18 protein-coding genes and 1 tRNA gene are annotated in these 18,229 nt (G+C 56.3%); 10 read left to right on the top strand and 9 right to left on the bottom strand.

Translation table 11 applies throughout. The features are described 5' to 3' along the window. Positions 1-249: 249 nt before the first annotated feature. From DSM25558_RS08425 to DSM25558_RS08405, 5 genes are all read left to right on the top strand, one after another. Positions 250-1,023, top strand: a complete 774-nt coding sequence (locus tag DSM25558_RS08425; protein ID WP_077103697.1) for a phosphoadenylyl-sulfate reductase — start codon at positions 250-252, stop codon at positions 1,021-1,023. A 27-nt stretch (positions 1,024-1,050) separates the two neighbouring features. Then, entirely contained in the window at positions 1,051-2,004 is a 954-nt protein-coding gene (gene cysD / locus DSM25558_RS08420) for a sulfate adenylyltransferase subunit CysD (protein ID WP_077103696.1), read from the top strand. Then, the gene (cysN, locus tag DSM25558_RS08415) at positions 2,004-3,479 is read left to right on the top strand and encodes a sulfate adenylyltransferase subunit CysN (protein WP_077103694.1); all 1,476 of its coding nucleotides are present in this window, start codon (positions 2,004-2,006) and stop codon (positions 3,477-3,479) included. Before cysD ends, cysN begins: the two co-directional genes overlap by 1 nt. A 223-nt stretch (positions 3,480-3,702) precedes the next feature. Beyond that, complete coding sequence (locus DSM25558_RS08410; protein ID WP_077103692.1) at positions 3,703-5,220, top strand: hypothetical protein; 1,518 nt, start codon at positions 3,703-3,705, stop codon at positions 5,218-5,220. 51 nt (positions 5,221-5,271) lie between these two features. Next, positions 5,272-6,657, top strand: coding sequence for a bifunctional cytidylyltransferase/SDR family oxidoreductase (locus DSM25558_RS08405; RefSeq protein WP_077103690.1), 1,386 nt, complete (start codon positions 5,272-5,274; stop codon positions 6,655-6,657). 95 nt (positions 6,658-6,752) lie between these two features. On the opposite strand, the gene DSM25558_RS28785 is transcribed toward DSM25558_RS08405, so the two are convergent. Both DSM25558_RS28785 and DSM25558_RS08400 read right to left on the bottom strand, forming a co-directional pair. Then, positions 6,753-6,911: a hypothetical protein gene (locus DSM25558_RS28785; RefSeq protein ID WP_159442482.1), complete on the bottom strand. Its 159-nt coding sequence runs from the start codon at positions 6,909-6,911 to the stop codon at positions 6,753-6,755. Positions 6,912-6,947: 36 nt separating this feature from the next. Further along, the gene (locus DSM25558_RS08400) at positions 6,948-7,997 is read right to left on the bottom strand and encodes a LacI family DNA-binding transcriptional regulator (RefSeq protein WP_077103688.1); all 1,050 of its coding nucleotides are present in this window, start codon (positions 7,995-7,997) and stop codon (positions 6,948-6,950) included. Between the two features lie 515 nt (positions 7,998-8,512). On the opposite strand from DSM25558_RS08400, the gene DSM25558_RS08395 reads away from it, so the two are divergent. Both DSM25558_RS08395 and mqo read left to right on the top strand, forming a co-directional pair. Continuing rightward, complete coding sequence (locus DSM25558_RS08395; RefSeq protein WP_077103687.1) at positions 8,513-8,923, top strand: hypothetical protein; 411 nt, start codon at positions 8,513-8,515, stop codon at positions 8,921-8,923. Between the two features lie 472 nt (positions 8,924-9,395). Next, complete coding sequence (mqo, locus tag DSM25558_RS08390; RefSeq protein ID WP_200800736.1) at positions 9,396-11,048, top strand: malate dehydrogenase (quinone); 1,653 nt, start codon at positions 9,396-9,398, stop codon at positions 11,046-11,048. Between the two features lie 104 nt (positions 11,049-11,152). On the opposite strand, the gene DSM25558_RS08385 is transcribed toward mqo, so the two are convergent. From DSM25558_RS08385 to DSM25558_RS08380, 3 genes are all read right to left on the bottom strand, one after another. After that, on the bottom strand, positions 11,153-11,533 hold the full coding sequence (locus tag DSM25558_RS08385) for a type II toxin-antitoxin system death-on-curing family toxin (RefSeq protein WP_077103683.1): 381 nt from the start codon (positions 11,531-11,533) through the stop codon (positions 11,153-11,155). A gap of 10 nt (positions 11,534-11,543) precedes the next feature. Next, positions 11,544-11,687, bottom strand: a complete 144-nt coding sequence (locus DSM25558_RS28780) for a hypothetical protein (protein ID WP_159442481.1) — start codon at positions 11,685-11,687, stop codon at positions 11,544-11,546. Positions 11,688-11,811: 124 nt separating this feature from the next. Then, positions 11,812-11,886 (bottom strand) — tRNA-Gln (locus DSM25558_RS08380). A 173-nt stretch (positions 11,887-12,059) separates the two neighbouring features. Here DSM25558_RS08380 and DSM25558_RS08375 point away from each other — a divergent pair. Next, positions 12,060-12,356: a cupin domain-containing protein gene (locus DSM25558_RS08375; protein ID WP_077103680.1), complete on the top strand. Its 297-nt coding sequence runs from the start codon at positions 12,060-12,062 to the stop codon at positions 12,354-12,356. Positions 12,357-12,373: 17 nt separating this feature from the next. Further along, positions 12,374-13,288, top strand: coding sequence for an MBL fold metallo-hydrolase (locus tag DSM25558_RS08370; RefSeq protein WP_077103678.1), 915 nt, complete (start codon positions 12,374-12,376; stop codon positions 13,286-13,288). 3 nt (positions 13,289-13,291) lie between these two features. Here the strand turns inward: DSM25558_RS08370 and DSM25558_RS08365 are convergent, their stop codons facing one another. From DSM25558_RS08365 to DSM25558_RS08355, 3 genes are all read right to left on the bottom strand, one after another. After that, positions 13,292-13,714 carry a type II toxin-antitoxin system VapC family toxin gene (locus DSM25558_RS08365; RefSeq protein WP_077103676.1) on the bottom strand — a complete coding sequence of 141 codons (423 nt, stop codon included), beginning with the start codon at positions 13,712-13,714 and terminating at the stop codon, positions 13,292-13,294. Next, positions 13,711-13,959 (bottom strand): FitA-like ribbon-helix-helix domain-containing protein, encoded by a 249-nt coding sequence (locus tag DSM25558_RS08360; protein WP_077103674.1) that lies wholly within the window; start codon positions 13,957-13,959, stop codon positions 13,711-13,713. The genes DSM25558_RS08365 and DSM25558_RS08360 overlap by 4 nt, the downstream gene beginning before the upstream one ends. Positions 13,960-14,033: 74 nt before the next feature. Continuing rightward, the gene (locus tag DSM25558_RS08355) at positions 14,034-14,954 is read right to left on the bottom strand and encodes a DUF1499 domain-containing protein (protein WP_077103672.1); all 921 of its coding nucleotides are present in this window, start codon (positions 14,952-14,954) and stop codon (positions 14,034-14,036) included. A 245-nt stretch (positions 14,955-15,199) separates the two neighbouring features. Between DSM25558_RS08355 and DSM25558_RS08350 the strand changes: the two genes are divergently transcribed. Continuing rightward, complete coding sequence (locus DSM25558_RS08350) at positions 15,200-15,469, top strand: hypothetical protein (protein ID WP_077103670.1); 270 nt, start codon at positions 15,200-15,202, stop codon at positions 15,467-15,469. Positions 15,470-15,477: 8 nt separating this feature from the next. On the opposite strand, the gene ppdK is transcribed toward DSM25558_RS08350, so the two are convergent. Next, positions 15,478-18,204 (bottom strand): pyruvate, phosphate dikinase, encoded by a 2,727-nt coding sequence (ppdK, locus tag DSM25558_RS08345; RefSeq protein WP_077103668.1) that lies wholly within the window; start codon positions 18,202-18,204, stop codon positions 15,478-15,480. Positions 18,205-18,229 lie beyond the last annotated feature (25 nt).

The raw sequence follows: 18,229 nt of genomic DNA, 5'->3' as shown, positions 1-18,229 counted from the left end.
CAGCGCCCACGGCAGTAGAAATCTACAAAAATTAGCGAATATATCGCAAATTGATCTTGCTTTTTGGCGGCAAAACGATTTTATGCAGCGGCTAAGATGCGCCAATACTGCATCTGTGGGTGTCTTTTGCGCATATTGTGCGCACACGAGAGATATTTGCTCTCTGACGATCCACACAAGCATAGCCATTCCTGTCAAAAGACGCCGAATTCAGAGATATTCCGAGCAGTAGAGTTCGGAACCCTTGGAATGACCCTCAATACCGCCTCGCATATCCTTTCCGCCCACGATGTCACATCGTTAGACAACACGCTTGCTGATCTTGATCTGGCAGGTCGTTTGGCTTTCATTGCTGGCCTGGGTGGACGAGCGGTCTTTACGACGAGCCTTGGTATCGAGGATCAGGTCATTACTGCGGCAATCGGCACACATCGTCTGCCAGTCGAGGTTGCCACCTTGGAGACAGGACGGCTGTTTACAGAGACCGTCAACCTCATCAGCGAAACCGAAGAGCGCTACGATATAGCCATCAAGCGTTTTTACCCAGCGCAGGATGATATCGACGCCTATGCCGCGAAATTCGGCCTCAACGGTTTTTACGATAGTGTAGAAGCCCGCCACGCTTGCTGCCATGTGCGCAAGCTGGTGCCTTTGGTGAAAGCGCTTGAGGGCGCAAGCTTCTGGGTTACCGGCCTGCGCCGGCGCCAGTCGGGCAACAGGGCGGCAACGCCCTTTGCCGAATATGATGCCGAGCGCAATCTGATCAAGATCAATCCGCTTGCGGACTGGGATATCGATGTGATCAACGCGCATGTCATAGCGGAAAACATTCCCGTCAATCCTCTCCACGCCCGTGGATATCCATCCATCGGTTGCGAGCCGTGTACCCGCGCCATCAAGCCCGGCGAAACAGAACGCGCCGGTCGATGGTGGTGGGAAAATGACGAGAAGCGCGAATGCGGTCTGCACGTGGCCGAGGCCCCTCAAGCCTCATCCATCTCAGCCGCCTCACAACAATCCTAGACTTTTATCAGATTGCCGGAGTTTACAATGTCCAATGCAGTTCCGGAGACGGAAGGCAGCAATGTCAGCACACCAAAGCAGCCGCTCGATCCCCACCTGAAGGCCCTCGAAAACGAAGCCATTCACATTTTCCGCGAAGTTGCGGCGGAATTCGACAATCCAGTCATGCTGTATTCCATCGGCAAGGATTCGTCCGTGCTGCTTCATCTGGCGCGCAAGGCGTTCTTTCCGGGTCGCATCCCCTTCCCGCTGCTTCACGTCAATACGGGCTGGAAGTTCAAGGAGATGATCGAGTTCCGCGACAACATCGTCAGGGAATACGATCTCGACCTCATATCCTACACCAACCCGCGTGGCGCGAGCGAAAACGTGACGCCATTCACCCATGGTTCGGCGCTCTATACGGACATCATGAAGACGGAAGCGCTGCGCCAGGCACTGGATGCGGGCAAGTTCGACGCTGCCTTCGGTGGTGCGCGCCGCGATGAGGAAGCCAGCCGCGCCAAGGAGCGTATCTATTCCTTCCGCACGCCTGACCATAAATGGGATCCGCGCAACCAGCGCCCGGAACTGTGGAACATCTATAACGGCATGGTTCGTCAAGGTGAAAGCGTGCGCGCCTTCCCGCTATCCAACTGGACCGAGGTCGATATCTGGCGTTACATTCAGGCTGAAAATATTCCGCTCGTGCCGCTCTATTACGCAGCTGAGCGCCCTTATGTGGAGCGCGACGGAATGATGATCCTGGCTGAAGATGAGCGGCTGGAGCTGCTGCCCGGTGAAGAAATTCAGCACGGCATGATCCGTTTCCGCACGCTGGGCTGCTTCCCGCTGACGGGTGCGATCAATTCGGAGGCAACGACACTGGATGAGGTCATTTCCGAACTTGAGATCGCCACCGTTTCCGAACGCCAAGGCCGCGCTATCGACCGTGATCAGTCCGGCTCCATGGAAAAGAAAAAGCGCGAGGGCTATTTCTGATGACCCAGAACACCACAGCTCAATCCGCCACCATCCTGCCGTTTGTGGAGCCTGCAAAAGCCTTGAGAGATACGCGACCCTTGCGTCTGATTACCTGTGGCAGTGTCGATGATGGCAAATCCACGCTGATCGGCCGGCTGCTTTGGGACACCAAGGCGGTGAAGGAAGATCAGGCCGCCACGCTGCACCGCGACAGTGGCAAGCAGAACGATCTCGGCCTGCCCGACTTCGCGCTGCTGCTGGACGGTCTTCAGGCAGAGCGCGAACAGGGCATCACCATCGATGTCGCCTATCGTTATTTCGCCACCGACAAGCGCGCCTTCATCGTTGCCGACACACCCGGCCATGAACAATATACCCGCAACATGGCCACCGGCGCATCGACTGCCGATCTCGCCGTGCTGCTGGTCGACGCGCGCACCGGAATTCTCGAACAAACCCGCCGCCACGCAACGATTGCCGCACTGATGGGCATTCGGCAATTCGTGCTGGCCGTCAACAAGATCGACCTGACGAACTACGACAAGGCCGGTTTCGAGCTGATCGCCCATGATTTCAGAGAATTCGCGCTGTCGCTCGGCATCAAGCAGATCACCTCCATCCCCATGTCGGCGCTGAAGGGCGAGAACGTCGTTCTCTCCGGCAAGCCTTCCATGCCGTGGTATGAAGGCCCGACGCTGGCCGAAACATTGGAACTGGCAACTGCTCGTTCCACGCAGACCGGCGGTTTCCGCCTGCCGGTGCAGCGCGTATCACGCCCTGGCGAAAGCTTCCGCGGCTATCAGGGTACGGTTGCCGGTGGCGCTGTGAAGCCGGGCGATTCCGTCGTCATATTGCCATCCGGCATGGTGGCCAACGTCAAACAGATCGTTACCTTCGATCTGGTGCGCAATGCCGCCGTCTCAGGCGATGCCATTACACTGGTTCTCGACCGTCAGGTGGATGTCTCGCGTGGCGACATGATCGTGTCTATCGAGGCGCAGCCGCAGACCGGCCATGCCTTTGATGCGCAGATCGTGGCGCTTCAGCCCGGTGGCATCGAGCCCGGCAAGCGTTACTGGCTGAAAAGTGGCAGCCGCCGCCAGCGCGTGACAGTTCAGCCGGTCACTCAGCTCGACCTGAAGAACGGTCAGTGGGCGGCCCATACCGACACACTCGCCATGAACGCCATCGGCAAGGTTCGCCTCGCCTTCGACGAAACGGCGATCTTCGACCCCTACGAACAGAACCGCTCCACCGGCTCTTTCATCCTGATCGACCCCGATACCAACAACACTGTCGCCGGTGGCATGATTATCGGCAAACGCGCCGACACGGGCAAGATTTCCCAGGGCGAACGCGTCATCATCTCGCTTCCAGCCGATCTGGCCGAAGCGCTGCTGGCCGGCGAGCAGCTTTCCAGCCGACGAGACGAGATCGAAGTCCGTCGCACCAATGCTGCAACGGCCTCCAGATTGCTGGACGAACTGGATTAAAATGCTGGTTTCGTAAATGTAAAAGGCACCGGTCAACCCCGGTGCCTTTTGCGTTTTAAGATAGCCGCCGCCGGTGCGCATTCCGATCTCATCGATGAACGCTGCCACGCAAGCCCCACTACAGTTCAGTCAGGTACTTCCGTCACTAGTATATTCACTGTCCAAATCCGTTTGTGCGCCGATGCCGCTCACGGAATTCACAGTAAAACTCGGAACGGGCTATATGGACGCTTCAATCTCTGTGCAATTGACTGACCGGCTTGATGCTCTCGCCTCAAAAATCGAAGACGTTGGCTCAAGGCTGGATGCCTTGATACAAAACAACGAAATGAATGGCGAAATTCAAATTGAAGTGGTCAAGCTGCTGCAGCACATGCAGAATGCCCAACTGGATATGGACAGCAAAGTAGACGAGTTGTCCAACGCCGTCACGACGACGGCCGACGGTGGTCTTCGCAGTGACCTGTCGAAAATCGGTCTCGCCATCGTGCATGACAGCAGACAAAAGACGATTGATATCGCCTCCCTAAAGCAAACCGCGAACATGGCTCTGCGCGAGCAGACGCGCGGCATTTTTCCAATCCGCACCGTCTTCCTCATTCAGTCCATACCCATGTGGGATGCACTTTCTGACGTCTATGACGCCATGGTAGCGGATGACAGGTTTGATCCGATCATCATCTCCATCCATGTTGGAATTCTCGGGCGCGGGGTTTTCGAGGGTGAGGACAAGGTCAGCAGTGCTTTTTCGGAGAAGGGAATTCCCCATCTTCGCTTCAATATGGACGATTCCTATGCGGCACTGGATATTCTCAAAGCGTTGAAGCCAGCCGTCATATTCCGCCAGCAGCAGTGGGATATGGGTGTGCAGCCTGCATTTCGGACGCAGGAACTGACCTTCACTCGCCTTTGCTACGTTCCCTATGCGCTCAGTCTCGCAGCCTCGTTGGGTGATCCCGTCGTAACGGACGTTTCGGCGCTTGGCTTCGATCAGCCCTTTCACCGGGCGGCCTGGCGGATTTTTTGCGAAACGCCCAAAATACAAGAGTATTTCCGTTCATTCGAGCATTCGGACCCGAAGAAATTCATAACAAGCGGCTTTCCAAAATTTGACAGCTTGCTTGGTGAAGTCAAAACGCCATTCTGGCCGATCTCCCATCAAGATCGTCAGAACTTCAAGGTCGTATGGGCACCACACTATTCCCTGGGCAAGGGAGGAGGCCTGGGTTTTGGCGTATTCGACCGTATCTGGGAACAGATGCTGTCCTGGGCCAGACAAAGTCCGGATATCGATTTTGTCTTAAAACCTCATCCGGCTCTTTTCGGCAGCGTCCTCAACCCCGAGGCGCGGACGATGTTCCGCAACGCCTGGAATAATATGCCGAACTGCGCGTTTTCAGAGGAGCAGTATGGCCCGCTCTTTGCCGCATCGGACCTCATGATTTCAGATGGGCTATCCTTCCTCGCGGAATACCCGCTTTTCAATAAGCCCTTGGTCTTTTTTGACTCACAGAACCACGTCGAATTCAACGACTTGGGAAAATTGGCAGAAGCCGCCTCCAGACGCGTTACCACGTTCGATCAGCTTAAGCATGCCGTTCTCGAATACAAGAATGGCAAGGCGTGGGAGTTTGAAGACGAGCGAAAAGCGCTGTTCGACAGCATCATCCCTCATCGTGGGCAAGCCTCTGCCGTCATTCTCGACACGATCGCCGAAGGCATCAGGGACGGTTTAAACTAGGCGTCAAAACTCTCGACGCGATACGTCAAACATAATCAAGCGGAGCCATAAATGAAGACTGTTGGTGTTATCTTAGGTGGCGGCGTTGGCGCGCGCTTTGGCGCAGCCACCCCCAAACAGTTCTTGAAGTTGGCAGGTCGTATGATCATCGAGCATACGATCGACGTCTTTGAAAAAAGCCCGCATATCGACGAGATTATCGTCGTCACACGCTTGGACTATGTCGACCAATGTTGGCATCTGGTCAATCTGAATGGCTGGTCGAAGGTCACGAAAGTCATCGTCGGCGGTCAGGAGCGGATGGACTCGACATACTCTGCAATCAAATCTCTAGGCGATTTTGACGATGGCACGAAAGTCGTGCTGCACGACGCTGTCCGACCTTTTGTTACCGAGGAAATTCTGGACCGGTGCGTTACGGCACTGGACGTATTTCCCGCTGTCGACGTGGTGATTCCCTCTTCGGACACAATCGTTTCAGTCCACGACAACGGCTGCATCTCCAGTATCCCACCAAGAAGCACGATGCGCCGAGGGCAGACGCCTCAAGCCTTCACGCTTGGCGTCCTGAAGCAGGCATATGAAAAAGCAATCGCCGGCGGACTGAAAGATTTTACGTGCGATTGTGGTGTCGTGCGTGGAATGCTCCCTCACCTTCCCGTCGCCACGGTTCATGGTGCAGATACCAACATCAAGGTCACCACCCCGACAGATCTTTTTCTCGCTGAAAAACTCATGCAATCCCGCACCAGCGCCTTGACGAATGAGGCTGATCTCAGATCACTGGCCGGAAAGAGAATTGTTCTGTTTGGCGGCAGCAGCGGCATCGGGAAGTCCATTCGGGAGATGGCGCTCGTCAACGGTGCCGAAGCGATTGTCGCCAGCCGCTCGTCCAACAGTGTCGATGTCGCAGATTTCAATTCCGTCAATGGTTTCCTTGCGAAAGTCGCGTCCGACGATCGCCCGATCGACGCTATCGTCAATACCGCTGGTATATTGATCAAGCGTCCGCTCTCGCAGATGACCCATCAGCAAATCAACGAGATGGTTGCGATCAACTATTACGGTGCCATCAACGTTGCCTATGCCGCTCGCGACCATCTGATGAGATCACGGGGAGCCCTCATCAATTTCACATCGAGTTCTTACACGCGCGGTCGCGCGTATTACGCAATCTACTCGTCCACAAAGTCTGCGATTGTGAACCTGACTCAGGCGCTTGCCGAGGAATGGCACAATGACGGCATCCGCGTTCATTGCATCAATCCAGAACGCACGAAGACGCCAATGCGGACCGCTAATTTTGGGATTGAAGACCCTCTTACACTTCTCGACCCGGAGGAAGTAGCTCGCACCACCTTAACGGCAATCTCCGCCAACTCGACGGGATTGATCATCGATGTTCGCAGACCATCAACTCCGGGTGGCTTGAACTAAACACCTCGTGATCGGCCTAAAAGTAAGAGAACAAACAAAAAGCGCCGGTCTAAGACCAGCGCTTTTTCGGTTATATTCTCACGTCAAGTTCATGATCAGAAGAAGAACATCCAGATCAGAACGACGACGACCAGCGGCACGCCCATTGCCCACAGAACCATAGCTTTTAGCATATTTTTCTCCTTTTCACCTTGTTGACCTAACGCATGCTCGTGGTCAAAGGTTCCTTGAGGAAAATATCGTTCGCCTGCCATTGCGGGCTCTGACGACAGCAGGGCTTCAGGCAATATCTAAGCGGAAGCGACAGCCTTGGAGCGGCGGGTGGTTTGGCGCTCGACCAATTCGAAACCCAAATCCAAGGTCCGCTCACCTATGCTTCCGCCCTGCCCTAACGTGATGACGATATCTGCGGCGGTATAGCCTATATCGAAGCGCGGGACGCGAATGGTGGTTAGCGGCGGCTCCGTCGTAGCAGCATATTCCAAATCATTGAAACCGCAGATTCCGAAATCTTCCGGCACACGAATGCCCAAGCGCTGACACTCGAAAATGACGCCGAGAGCCAAGTCGTCGCTGTGGCAAATCACGGCATCCACATCGGGCCTTTCCTCGAGGAAGCGACGGATCAGACGAGAGCCCAGATGAATACTGGGTGGGGCATCCTGCCAGATGATCAGGCTCTCATCGAACAAACCCGCTTGCTGCATGACCTCGCAATAGCCCGCCTGCCGTAAGCGAACTCTAATGTCGTTACCGCAGCCAAGCATGGCAATTCGACGATACCCCTGGGACAGCATATGTCGGGTGGCGACCATGGCGGCCTGTTTATGGTTGATGCCGAGAGCAACGCCGTTGATTTTCAGCGAAATATCTATGGTCTGGACAACCGGGCAACCGGCCTCGTTGACGATAGCATCCAGATTTTCGAGTCGATCCGTACCCGCAACGATGACACCCGCCGGGCTATGCGCTGCGAAAGATCGCAACTGCCTGACCTCCTCCTCAGCGTCATAATGGGTATTTGCATATTGAATTCGGTAATCGGTGCCCCTTATCCGCGCTTCTATGCCGTTCAGAATCGCGCTGATGGCGGGATGGGACAGGGACGGCAGTAGAACACCAATGAATGTGCTGGTCCCACTGGCCAAGGCTCTGGCGTTGAAATCAGGAACATACCCCATTTTGTCCACGACGCTGAGAATATGCGCCCGCAAGGCCTCCGAAACCTTGTCCGGCTCACGCAACGCGCGCGAGACTGTAATCGCGCTGACGCCTATCTCCTTTGCAACATCCTGCAATGTGACTTTTACGGTCGCTTTTCGTCTACGAGAGTGCGGCATCCATTTACCTTATCTGTCAGGCGAAGCCGAAGAATAAACTGAAACGTTACAGCTGGACGTTTTTCATAAGCAAGACGACGAAAAGCATAATATCAATTTTACTAATACACCATATTCCATCCGCGACACCGCCACCGACTTTCACGTTAAAAGCGACGGAATTTGCTTCTAGCCCAAAAATAGTCGCGCAAGTTGTAACCCATGGAAGCGGAACACATTGTGAAGATGTGCACAAGCCTGCTTTCGGAGAACGGAGTTACTTGAACGGGCAATAGAGATCCAGAAGCCCTGCAAGACTGGTGTTCCAAATGGCCGGAGTGAGACGATTCGAACCTGCGGCCCCGTTCACAGCCGCTCGATGCAGGTTTAAGACACCCCAATCGTTACAAAAAAACAATTGTGGCAAAAAATATTCATTGTGGCGTCTGCCGCCACTGCCGTTTGCCTATAAATCTGCTAGGGGAACATCATCTCCCGCGAAAACACCGGAAACGGCACAACAAGGATATCTCGACATGCGATTTCGCAGTGTAACATTGGCAGGGCTGGCGATTGCCCTTTCCGCTTGCACCACCACAACCCCTTCGCTTGCTCCTAAAAGCGCCGTGGAAACCCGCTGGGTTGGTCAGTCGGCTGGCGTATTCTTTGCCAAATATGGCCCACCATTGAGCGATGTCGATTCCGGCAACACGACGACCTACAACTGGCGCGGCGGTTACAAGACCACCACCATTCCTGCGAAGTTTGACGAGGCCAAGGACGGCAAGCGCGGCCGCCAGACGTCGTCTGCCCGCAAGGTCTATCTATCCTGCACCGTGCAGTTGGTTGTCGGCAGCGACTACACGATCCGTTCCATCCGCACCGTGTCGGACCGCCCTGGCGTGAACGGACCGAGCTATTGCGCCGAATTTCTTGGCGGCGAATAAGTCCTGATATCCTCAGTTATCAAAAAGCCCGTCGGATTTTCCGGCGGGCTTTTTGCTGAGCAGAGCTCGCTTGGCATAGCTTTTTACCCAGTGCATGGCTCAATCCCGGCTTGCACGGCTGTTATGCAAATGGCGCATAACGCGCAATCTAAACGATTTAAAGCCGCGTGCGCGCATCTCGATCCAGCCTATGCCTGGAACGCGCACCCCGCCCTATGGTGCGGAAAACTAAGGCAAAATGTCGCAGTCGGTGTTTTTTCTGAGGCGGAATTTTGGCGGGCAGACGGAGCGCTGTGGCCACCCCAAATTCTCACGCTGCCTCGTTAGTCATATTTTGACGGCGTTGTCTTACAGGATGGTTTGCGTTATTGCGCCGCACAAATTTAAAACCATCATTAGTTTAGGAAAAGACGTGATTAAAAACGATAAGGGCAATGGCCTGACCGACGGATTTTCGCACGACAACTTTACCATGAACCGTCGCCAGGTGCTGGGCACGGCGTTTGCCGGTCTCGCCGCTGCGGCCTTGCCGGGCGTGCCTGCTTTGGCGCAATCTGCCGATAAACAGGTAGATGTGCTGCTGATTGGTGGCGGCATCATGAGTGCCACGCTTGGCGTTTGGCTGCATGAGCTGGAGCCGACATGGTCCATCGAGATGCTGGAGCGTCTGGATGCCGTGGCACTGGAAAGCTCCAACGGCTGGAACAATGCCGGTACCGGACACTCCGCCCTTGCCGAGTTAAACTACACACCGGAAACCGCCAATGGCGGCATCGACATTTCCAAGGCCGTCGAAATCAACGAAGCGTTCCAGATTTCGCGCCAGTTCTGGGCATGGCAGGTGCGCAACGGCGTTCTGAAGAACCCGCGCTCCTTCATCAACCACACGCCGCATATGAGTTTCGTCTGGGGCGATGAGAACATCTCCTATCTGGAAAAGCGCTACGAGGCGCTGAAGGCGAGCCCGCTTTTTGCCGGCATGCAATATTCCAGCGACCCGGAGCAGATCAAGAAATGGGTTCCGCTGATGATGGAAGGCCGCGATCCTGGCCAGAAAATCGGCGCGACATGGTCTCCGCTCGGCACCGACATGGAGTTCGGCGAAATCACCCGCCAGTTCGTTGCGCATTTGAAGACGCAGCAGAACTTCAACCTTCAGGTTTCCAGCGAAGTCACGGCCATCGAGCGTAATACCGATGGCACATGGCGCGTGACCTACAGCAACCTCAAGGACGATTCCGAGCGCACCGTCGATGCGAAATTCGTCTTCGTGGGCGCTGGCGGCGGCGCTATCCACCTGCTGCAGATGTCCGGCATTCCCGAAGGTGACGATTATGCGGGCTTCCCCGTCGGCGGCTCCTTCCTCGTCAACGAAAACCCCGATGTCACCATGCTGCATCTGGCCAAGGCTTACGGCAAGGCATCCGTCGGCTCCCCACCCATGTCAGTCCCGCATCTGGATACACGCGTCATCGGCGGCAAGCGTGTGGTGCTGTTTGGACCCTTCGCGACCTTCTCTACCAAGTTCCTCAAGGAAGGCTCCTATTTCGACCTGCTGACATCGACCACTTTGAGCAACGCATGGCCGATGATGAGCGTCGGCATAGATGAATATCCGCTGGTGGAATATCTGGCTGGTCAGCTGATGCTGTCCGACGACGACCGTTTTGCAGCGCTTCAGGAATATTTCCCCGGTGCCAAGCAGAGCGAATGGCGTCTGTGGCAGGCAGGACAGCGCGTACAGATCATCAAGCGCGACAAGGACAAGGGCGGCGTACTGAAGCTCGGCACAGAAATCGTCAGCGCCAAGGACGGCAGCATCGCCGCTCTGCTCGGCGCATCCCCGGGCGCGTCCACGGCAGCGCCGATCATGCTCAACGTGCTCGAGAAGGTCTTCAAGGACAAGGTCGCCAGCCCGGAATGGCAGGCCAAGATCCGCGAGATCGTTCCAAGCTATGGCACGAAGCTGAATGCCGACCCGGAAAAGGTCATGCAGGAATGGGCTTACACAAGCGAACACCTGCAACTGCCGACACCGCCGCAGATTGATATGGCGGCGATCAACGCAGCGTCGGGCGCAACAACGAGCGAACCCGCCGTGAAGCGCCCGGACATGGCGCTATAACAATCGATTTTGGCAGGCATCACTGCCTGTAAAATATTCGAATACAAAGGCACGTCTTCGGGCGGGCCTTTGTATGTATAAATCAATCAAACTAAGTGCCTGGTTCACACAGCGAAAACGTTGGCTTTGAGAATGGCTTCGAATTCCGAAGCGGTACGGACGCGCTTGATTAAATCAGTGAAAGCCTGACCCAAATACGCGCTGTCCAATAGATCAGCACGAATATCATAGCCGTTTGACAAGAGAAACGCGTATCCTGAAACGAAGCCGGTTCGTTTATTGCCCTGCTCAAACGCATGAGCGCTTGCAACTGAAAGCATAAGATTTACGGACAGAGAAACGACGTCTGAATTTCCGTCGTAATAGAAGCTGTTTTGAGGTCGCATGATGGCACCATCAAGCTTCTCGGGGAACAGGAGCGCATAGTTTTCTTCTGTTAACGCGACTTGCTGCCTATTGAACTTGATAATTGCCTCAGCGGGCAACCAATAAGGCTCACTTGGCAAGTTCGGCCAAAGTCTTAGGAAAACGCTTGATTGCCAACTGGCCTAAAGCTTCATAATCCACCGGCCCCTTTTGCGGGCGTGGTTCGTAGCTGGGCTTATCTACCGGCTTAGGAGCGGCTGATTTTATATTCATAATCGAAACTCCCCGCGGTGGATTGGGTTCAACATGCAGTCAACCTAATCACTTCGCCGACAAAAATCAACAAAAGGTTGATTTGGCTCTTGCGGTTTGCCGCAGGATGGACCTGTTTCGACAATGGCTGGGGCGCCAGGATTCGAACCTGGGAATGCCGGTACCAAAAACCGGTGCCTTACCGCTTGGCGACGCCCCAACAGGGCAGATTGGCGAAACGCCAATGCCTGAACGGCGCCTGATTAGCAAAGCGAGACGGCAGCGGCAATGATTAAGTTGCTGGATCGGCAATATTTATTGTGTGTCCGGCCAATGCTTCATGTTAGGTCAGAAAACAGACGAATTTTCAGGCCTTTTCCGGTGAATGTGTCCATGAGCAAATATAGTGCCCGTCCCCCTGCCATACCTACGACATTGCTGGATGATGCCGTGGTGCGGATCATTCGCTGGGATTTCGAGCCGGGTGCCGATACCGGCCACCACACGCATGGGCTGGGCTATGTCGTGGTGCCGATGACGGATTGTCATTTCCTAATCGAAGACGAGAGTGGCAGCCGTCGGGTGGATTCGACGCGGGGCATGCCCTACCGTCGTGAGGCCGGTGTTTCGCACAATGTCGTCAATGCTGGCGACGAGCCGATGTCTTTCATCGAGATCGAATACAAATAAGGGCATTGACCGAGACTATGGCAGACCCGGAATTCAACCGTGAGTTCGACCCCGCCTATGGCATCGCCGTACCCGTGGCGGATGGCGTGCAGCGCCTGACGGTCAACAATCCATCCGCTTTCACCTTTCACGGCACCAACAGCTATATTGTCGGCGACACATCCGTTGCCGTTATAGATCCCGGACCAGACGACGAAGCGCATTTTCAGGCATTGATGGCCGCGCTCGCCGGGCGGGAAGTGACGCACATCTTCGTCAGCCATACGCATCGCGACCACTCACCGCTGGCTGCACGGCTGAAGCTGGAAACCGGTGCGCTGACCGTTGCCGAAGGCCCGCATCGCGCCGCACGACCTTTGCATGAAGGTGAGCGCAACCCCTTCGCGGAAAGCTCCGATACGGAGTTCGTGCCTGATATCGCACTGGGTGATGGGAAAAGCGTTTCCGGCGACGGATGGACGCTCACCGCCCTGCACACGCCCGGCCACACTGCTAACCATTCAGCCTTTGCGCTCGATGGTACCGGCATCGTGTTTTCAGCCGACCATGTGATGGCGTGGGCGACGACAATCGTCGCACCACCGGATGGTTCGATGAGCGATTACATGGCCTCGCTTGCAAAACTTCTGCGCCGTGAAGACCGGTTGTTTCTACCCGGTCACGGCGGACCGGTGAACGATCCGACCGCCTTCATGCGCGGGCTTCGCGCCCACCGGCGCATGCGGGAAAAAGCTGTGCTGGCCCGCATCAAGGCCGGAGACAGAACCATCGCTGATATGGTGAAAGTCATCTATCGCAGCACCGACCCGCGTCTGCACGGAGCCGCTGCCCTTTCCGTTCTTGCCCATATCGAAGACCTGATCGAGAAAGGCGAAGTGCAGACTGATGGCCCGCCATTCCTTGGTGGGCTTTATTTTCCCAGCCAGATGTGACTCTCAGTCTACATCCCAAGGATTGATGATCTCAATCGGAAGCATTTCGAAATCGCCTATATTTCGCGTTGCAAGCATGGCACCGCGTGAAATAGCAATGGCGGCAATCTGCGCATCGAACTGGCTGATGGGTCTGCCGAGCATACGACGATCGGCCGCGATGTTTGCGTAGACATTCGCAGCCTCACTATCGAACGGCAAAACTCTCCCTCTAAAATCCTCTGAAAATATCGGCAATATCGCGATCTCCAGTTCTTTTCGACGGCGACCCTCTGTAAGTAAACGCAATCCATAAAGGATTTCCGCCTCTGTCACAGTTGTTGTAAAAAGCGAGGAGGAAGACCGCCTTGCAAACCAATCAAGAACGGAGCGGGCAGGATGAGGTCTCAAAATTTCTGAGATTACATTCGTGTCGAGGACAATCACGTATCACCGAAATCAGGTGCTGAACGGATAGCTTCGCGAGGTTGAGCCTCAAACTCTACGCCGTTTTTTGGCAAACGCGCACGTATAGTTTCTGCGAGATTCATGGAGTGTGGCTCATTGACAGAAAGGGCCGCCGACAAGATGTCACGCGCCTCTTCCTCAATCGAGCGCCCATGAGAAGCGGCACGAACGACCAGTCGTCGCGTTAACACTTCGTCCATGTTTGGGATCGTCATGCTTGCCATCACGCTTCTCCATCCAGCATCGAAGGCAATATAGTGCACTCAATCAATTTCCTCAACGGGAACGTGCTGGTGGCTCAATTGTCGTTGAGACCCTGCATTTCAGCATCCAGTGCGTCGAGATAGGCTTCCGCGATTTCGGCACCCATGCCCAAATCATTCGGACCGAAGCGAGACGCGACGCGGACGTCCACCAAGGTGGTCTCCGTGTCTTCGCGCAGGCGGATGATGACGTCGAAACGCAGGCCCCAGATCAGCGTGCGCGTCTCGCCCTGTAGCATCACTACGCCGCTGCCATCGAAGAAGGTCGGCGCGGGGGCGTCCGCTGGTCGTGCCAGTGGCACGGGCACATTGGTGGGCAACTCCTCGATCGGCGTGTCCGTCGCGCCTTCGGTTTGATCCTGACGCGGCATGCCGGGCTGCACGTCCGGCAGCGAGCCTATCAGGCCTTGCGTGTGGGCGATGCGGATGCGCTGTGCCTTGGCGACCTTGCGGGCTGCCGTATAAACCCGGTCGATCGCACCTTCGTAGCGGTGACCGGCAAGGCTTGGATAGGCCGCAGCCTGCATATCGCGGTCTGCTTTGGAAACGATAGCCGGGCGCGGCAGCCATTGCTGATTGGCGGTGGGAATGGACAGCCAATTGGGTGCATCGACGATATCGGTGGAAACGTCATAGAGCTGCGGTTTTTGCCAATAGAGAAACGCGCCGAATGCAATCGTTCCAAGCGGTATGGCGCAGAGCAGCAGCGCGGAAAGCGACCATAGCCCGCCTTTTGCGCCCACCGACCACAGCCGCTGCAAGCCAATGATGGCCAGCAGAAGGGCAACCGTTGCAATGGCTGCGGAGATTAGCGTCAGCGAAACGAAATCGGGTGTCGTCAACGGACCGAAACGGTGCAACGGCGCTGCAATGAGGAAGAGTGCCAGCGCAGCAAAGCCGAGATATCGGGAAAGATAGGCCGCATGGGACACGGGCCGAACGAAACGCACAGTCATGAAGCGGCACCCGGATGCTGTAGTTTTTGCAACGAAGACATTCCGCAGATAGGGTCAAGACTCGCGGGAATCGCTCATCTACCGTGTCATAATGGGTTTCGACGTCGAATGGAATCTGTTCGCACGAAATAGGGTGTGCAGCACGTGCAACCTTTGGCGCATGACGGGCTTTTCCATGCGGCTAAACCAGCGTAATCAGCAGGCAGCAAGATCAGCGTGAGCTGGCACTATAGGGAGTTTACATCATGCGTGTTTCCATCGTTCTTGGCGCAGTTGCGACAATGCTGGCGCTTTCATCCTGCCAGACATTGAGCCCGGAGGAACGGCGAGCGCGTGACGAGACCACTTGCCGTGGTTATGGCTTCCGCCCCAACACCGACCAGATGGCCGGATGCCTGCTGGATCTGGACCTGGATCGCCGGGCCGATGCCCGTGCATGGCAGGCGCAATCCAGCCGCGACATGTTCTATCGCCCGGTCGTGGTCGAACGCCGCATCATCGTGCAGAACAAATAAGACTGGCCTTACACCTTCGCCGGAATGGCTCTCAATGGTACGACCTTCGAGGTGGTATCGGTTTCCCGCTTTTCCGCCATGGCAAGCGTGGCCTGCGCCGCAGACAGCCGCGCAATCGGCACACGGAACGGCGAGCAGGAGACGTAATCGAGACCCGCATCCTCGCAGAAATGAATGGAGGCCGGGTCGCCGCCATGTTCACCGCAGATGCCGAGCTTGAGTTCCGGGCGCGTCTGACGGCCACGATCGGCCGCAATGCGGATCAACTCGCCTACGCCGTCGAAATCGAGCGAGATGAACGGGTCGCGCTCGATGATACCCTTGCGCTGATAGGTCTCTATGAAGCGGGCGGCATCATCGCGCGATATGCCGAATGTCGTCTGCGTCAGGTCGTTGGTGCCGAAAGAGAAGAATTCTGCGGCCTCGGCAATGACATGGGCGCGAAGTGCCGCACGCGGCAGCTCGATCATCGTGCCAGTCAGATATTCCAGCGTCATGCCGGTTTCCTGTGCCACAGCTGCGGCCACCCGGTCGATGACGGCGCGGACATAATCCAGTTCCGAGCGCAGACCGACCAACGGCACCATGATTTCCGGCACCACGGGTGCGCCCGTTTGACGTGCGGCTTCGACGGCGGCTTCGAAAATCGCACGGGCCTGCATTTCAGCGATTTCAGGATAGGAAATTGCCAGACGGCAACCACGATGGCCAAGCATCGGGTTGAACTCATGCAGCGCATCCAGCCGCTGGCGAAACAGTGTCTGCGACATGCCCATGGCCGCTGCCACCTCCACGATCTCGCCATCTGTCTTTGGCAGGAATTCGTGCAAGGGCGGATCCAGGAGACGGATCGTCACCGGCAGGCCGTGCATGATGGAAAACAGTTCGGTGAAATCCTGCCGCTGCATCGGCAAGAGTTGATCGAGCGCGACCCGCCTGCCGGCTTCATGTTCGGCAAGGATCATCTCGCGCATCACCTGAATGCGGTCCCCCTCGAAAAACATGTGTTCGGTACGGCACAGCCCAATGCCTTCTGCACCAAAAGCGCGGGCGGCACGCGCATCCGCAGGCGTATCGGCGTTGGTTCGCACCTTCATGCGCCGTGTACTATCGGCCCATTCCATGAGCTTACCGAAATCGCCGGACAAAGCGGGCTGGGTCATCGGTATCTCGCCGCGCATCACGCGTCCGGACGAGCCGTCAATGGTGATGACATCACCCCTCTTCAACACGCAGCCAACGCCAATCAGCACGTTGTTGCGCACATCCACCCGCATGGAGCCAGCGCCGGAAACGCAGGGGATGCCCATGCCGCGCGCCACGACGGCTGCGTGGCTGGTCATACCGCCGCGCGTGGTCAGAATGCCTTCGGCGGCATGCATGCCGTGAATGTCTTCTGGGCTGGTTTCCATGCGCACGAGAATGACGCGTCGCCCTTCTGCTTTCGCCGCAACGGCCTCATCGGAGCTGAAGACGATCTCGCCGGATGCCGCACCCGGCGAGGCCGGAAGGCCGGAACCGATGATGGGGCGCTCGATGGATGGATCAATGGTGGGATGCAGCAACTGGTCGAGCGAAGAAGGCTCGATACGGCAGATCGCCTCATCGGTGGTGATCAGCCCTTCCTCCACCAGATCGACGGCGATCTTCATCGCCGCCTTGGTGGTGCGTTTGCCGGACCGGGTCTGCAACATCCACAACTTGCCGCGCTCAATGGTGAATTCCATATCCTGCATATCGCGGTAATGGCTTTCCAGCCGTCCGCAAATGCTGATGAATTCTGCGAATGCCTCCGGCATCAGCTTTTCCATGGACGGCTTGTCTGAGCCAGAGGTGATGCGCGCCTCTTCGGTGATGGATTGCGGCGTGCGAATGCCCGCCACGACGTCCTCACCCTGGGCGTTGACGAGGAACTCGCCGTAAAGCTCTTTTTCGCCAGTGGATGGATTGCGGGTAAAGGCAACGCCGGTGGCCGAGGACGAGCCGAGATTTCCGAACACCATGGCTTGAACATTGACTGCCGTGCCCCAATCGCCGGGAATATTGTGCAAGTGGCGATAGGTGACGGCACGGGTGTTCATCCAGCTGGCAAAGACGGCACCGATGGCACCCCACAATTGCACCTGCATATCCTGCGGAAAGGGATCGCCAAGCTCTTCTTCGATCAGGCTTTTGTAGAGCGAGACGATATGCTGCCACTCGGGTGCGGAAAGCTCGGTATCATATTCGTGGCCGAGACGACCTTTCTCGTCTTCGAGAATCTCCTCGAAGATTTCGTGGTCCAGCCCCATGACTACATCGGCATACATCTGGATGAAACGGCGGTAGCTATCCCATGCGAAACGCGCATCGCCGGAATTATCGGCCAGCGCCTGTACCGTCTCGTCATTGAGACCGAGGTTGAGAACCGTGTCCATCATGCCAGGCATGGACGCGCGCGCGCCGGAGCGGATTGACAAGAGAAGGGGTTGAGAGCCGGAGCCGAAGGTGCGACCGGTGATGGCTTCCATGCCGGAAATGCCGCTGGTGACCTGTAATTTCAGCTCTTCGGGCAGGCAGCGACCACCTTGATGATAACGGGCACAAGCTTCGCTGATGATGGTCAGACCGGGGGGAACGGGCAGGCCGAGGCTCGCCATTTCGGCAAGGTTTGCACCCTTGCCGCCCAATATGGCGATATCGCTCGCGCGGCCCTCGGCAGCACCGTCGCCGAAGGTATAAACCCACTTTTTCATTCTACGCTCTCCACCCAGAAGCGTT

The organism is Agrobacterium sp. DSM 25558, from assembly GCF_900100825.1.
Lineage (GTDB): Bacteria > Pseudomonadota > Alphaproteobacteria > Rhizobiales > Rhizobiaceae > Agrobacterium.
This window is presented reverse-complemented; position numbering and strand designations above follow the sequence as displayed.

Bases quoted from the DNA above. Each gene is read 5' to 3' on its own strand.
- DSM25558_RS08425 (WP_077103697.1), top strand. From the start codon at position 250: ATGACCCTCAATACCGCCTCGCATATCCTTTCCGCCCACGATGTCACA.
- cysD (WP_077103696.1), top strand. From the start codon at position 1,051: ATGTCCAATGCAGTTCCGGAGACGGAAGGCAGCAATGTCAGCACACCA.
- cysN (WP_077103694.1), top strand. From the start codon at position 2,004: ATGACCCAGAACACCACAGCTCAATCCGCCACCATCCTGCCGTTTGTG.
- DSM25558_RS08410 (WP_077103692.1), top strand. From the start codon at position 3,703: ATGGACGCTTCAATCTCTGTGCAATTGACTGACCGGCTTGATGCTCTC.
- DSM25558_RS08405 (WP_077103690.1), top strand. From the start codon at position 5,272: ATGAAGACTGTTGGTGTTATCTTAGGTGGCGGCGTTGGCGCGCGCTTT.
- DSM25558_RS28785 (WP_159442482.1), bottom strand. From the start codon at position 6,911: ATGGCAGGCGAACGATATTTTCCTCAAGGAACCTTTGACCACGAGCAT.
- DSM25558_RS08400 (WP_077103688.1), bottom strand. From the start codon at position 7,997: ATGCCGCACTCTCGTAGACGAAAAGCGACCGTAAAAGTCACATTGCAG.
- DSM25558_RS08395 (WP_077103687.1), top strand. From the start codon at position 8,513: ATGCGATTTCGCAGTGTAACATTGGCAGGGCTGGCGATTGCCCTTTCC.
- mqo (WP_200800736.1), top strand. From the start codon at position 9,396: ATGAACCGTCGCCAGGTGCTGGGCACGGCGTTTGCCGGTCTCGCCGCT.
- DSM25558_RS28780 (WP_159442481.1), bottom strand. From the start codon at position 11,687: ATGAATATAAAATCAGCCGCTCCTAAGCCGGTAGATAAGCCCAGCTAC.
- DSM25558_RS08375 (WP_077103680.1), top strand. From the start codon at position 12,060: ATGAGCAAATATAGTGCCCGTCCCCCTGCCATACCTACGACATTGCTG.
- DSM25558_RS08370 (WP_077103678.1), top strand. From the start codon at position 12,374: ATGGCAGACCCGGAATTCAACCGTGAGTTCGACCCCGCCTATGGCATC.
- DSM25558_RS08360 (WP_077103674.1), bottom strand. From the start codon at position 13,959: ATGGCAAGCATGACGATCCCAAACATGGACGAAGTGTTAACGCGACGA.
- DSM25558_RS08355 (WP_077103672.1), bottom strand. From the start codon at position 14,954: ATGACTGTGCGTTTCGTTCGGCCCGTGTCCCATGCGGCCTATCTTTCC.
- DSM25558_RS08350 (WP_077103670.1), top strand. From the start codon at position 15,200: ATGCGTGTTTCCATCGTTCTTGGCGCAGTTGCGACAATGCTGGCGCTT.
- ppdK (WP_077103668.1), bottom strand. From the start codon at position 18,204: ATGAAAAAGTGGGTTTATACCTTCGGCGACGGTGCTGCCGAGGGCCGC.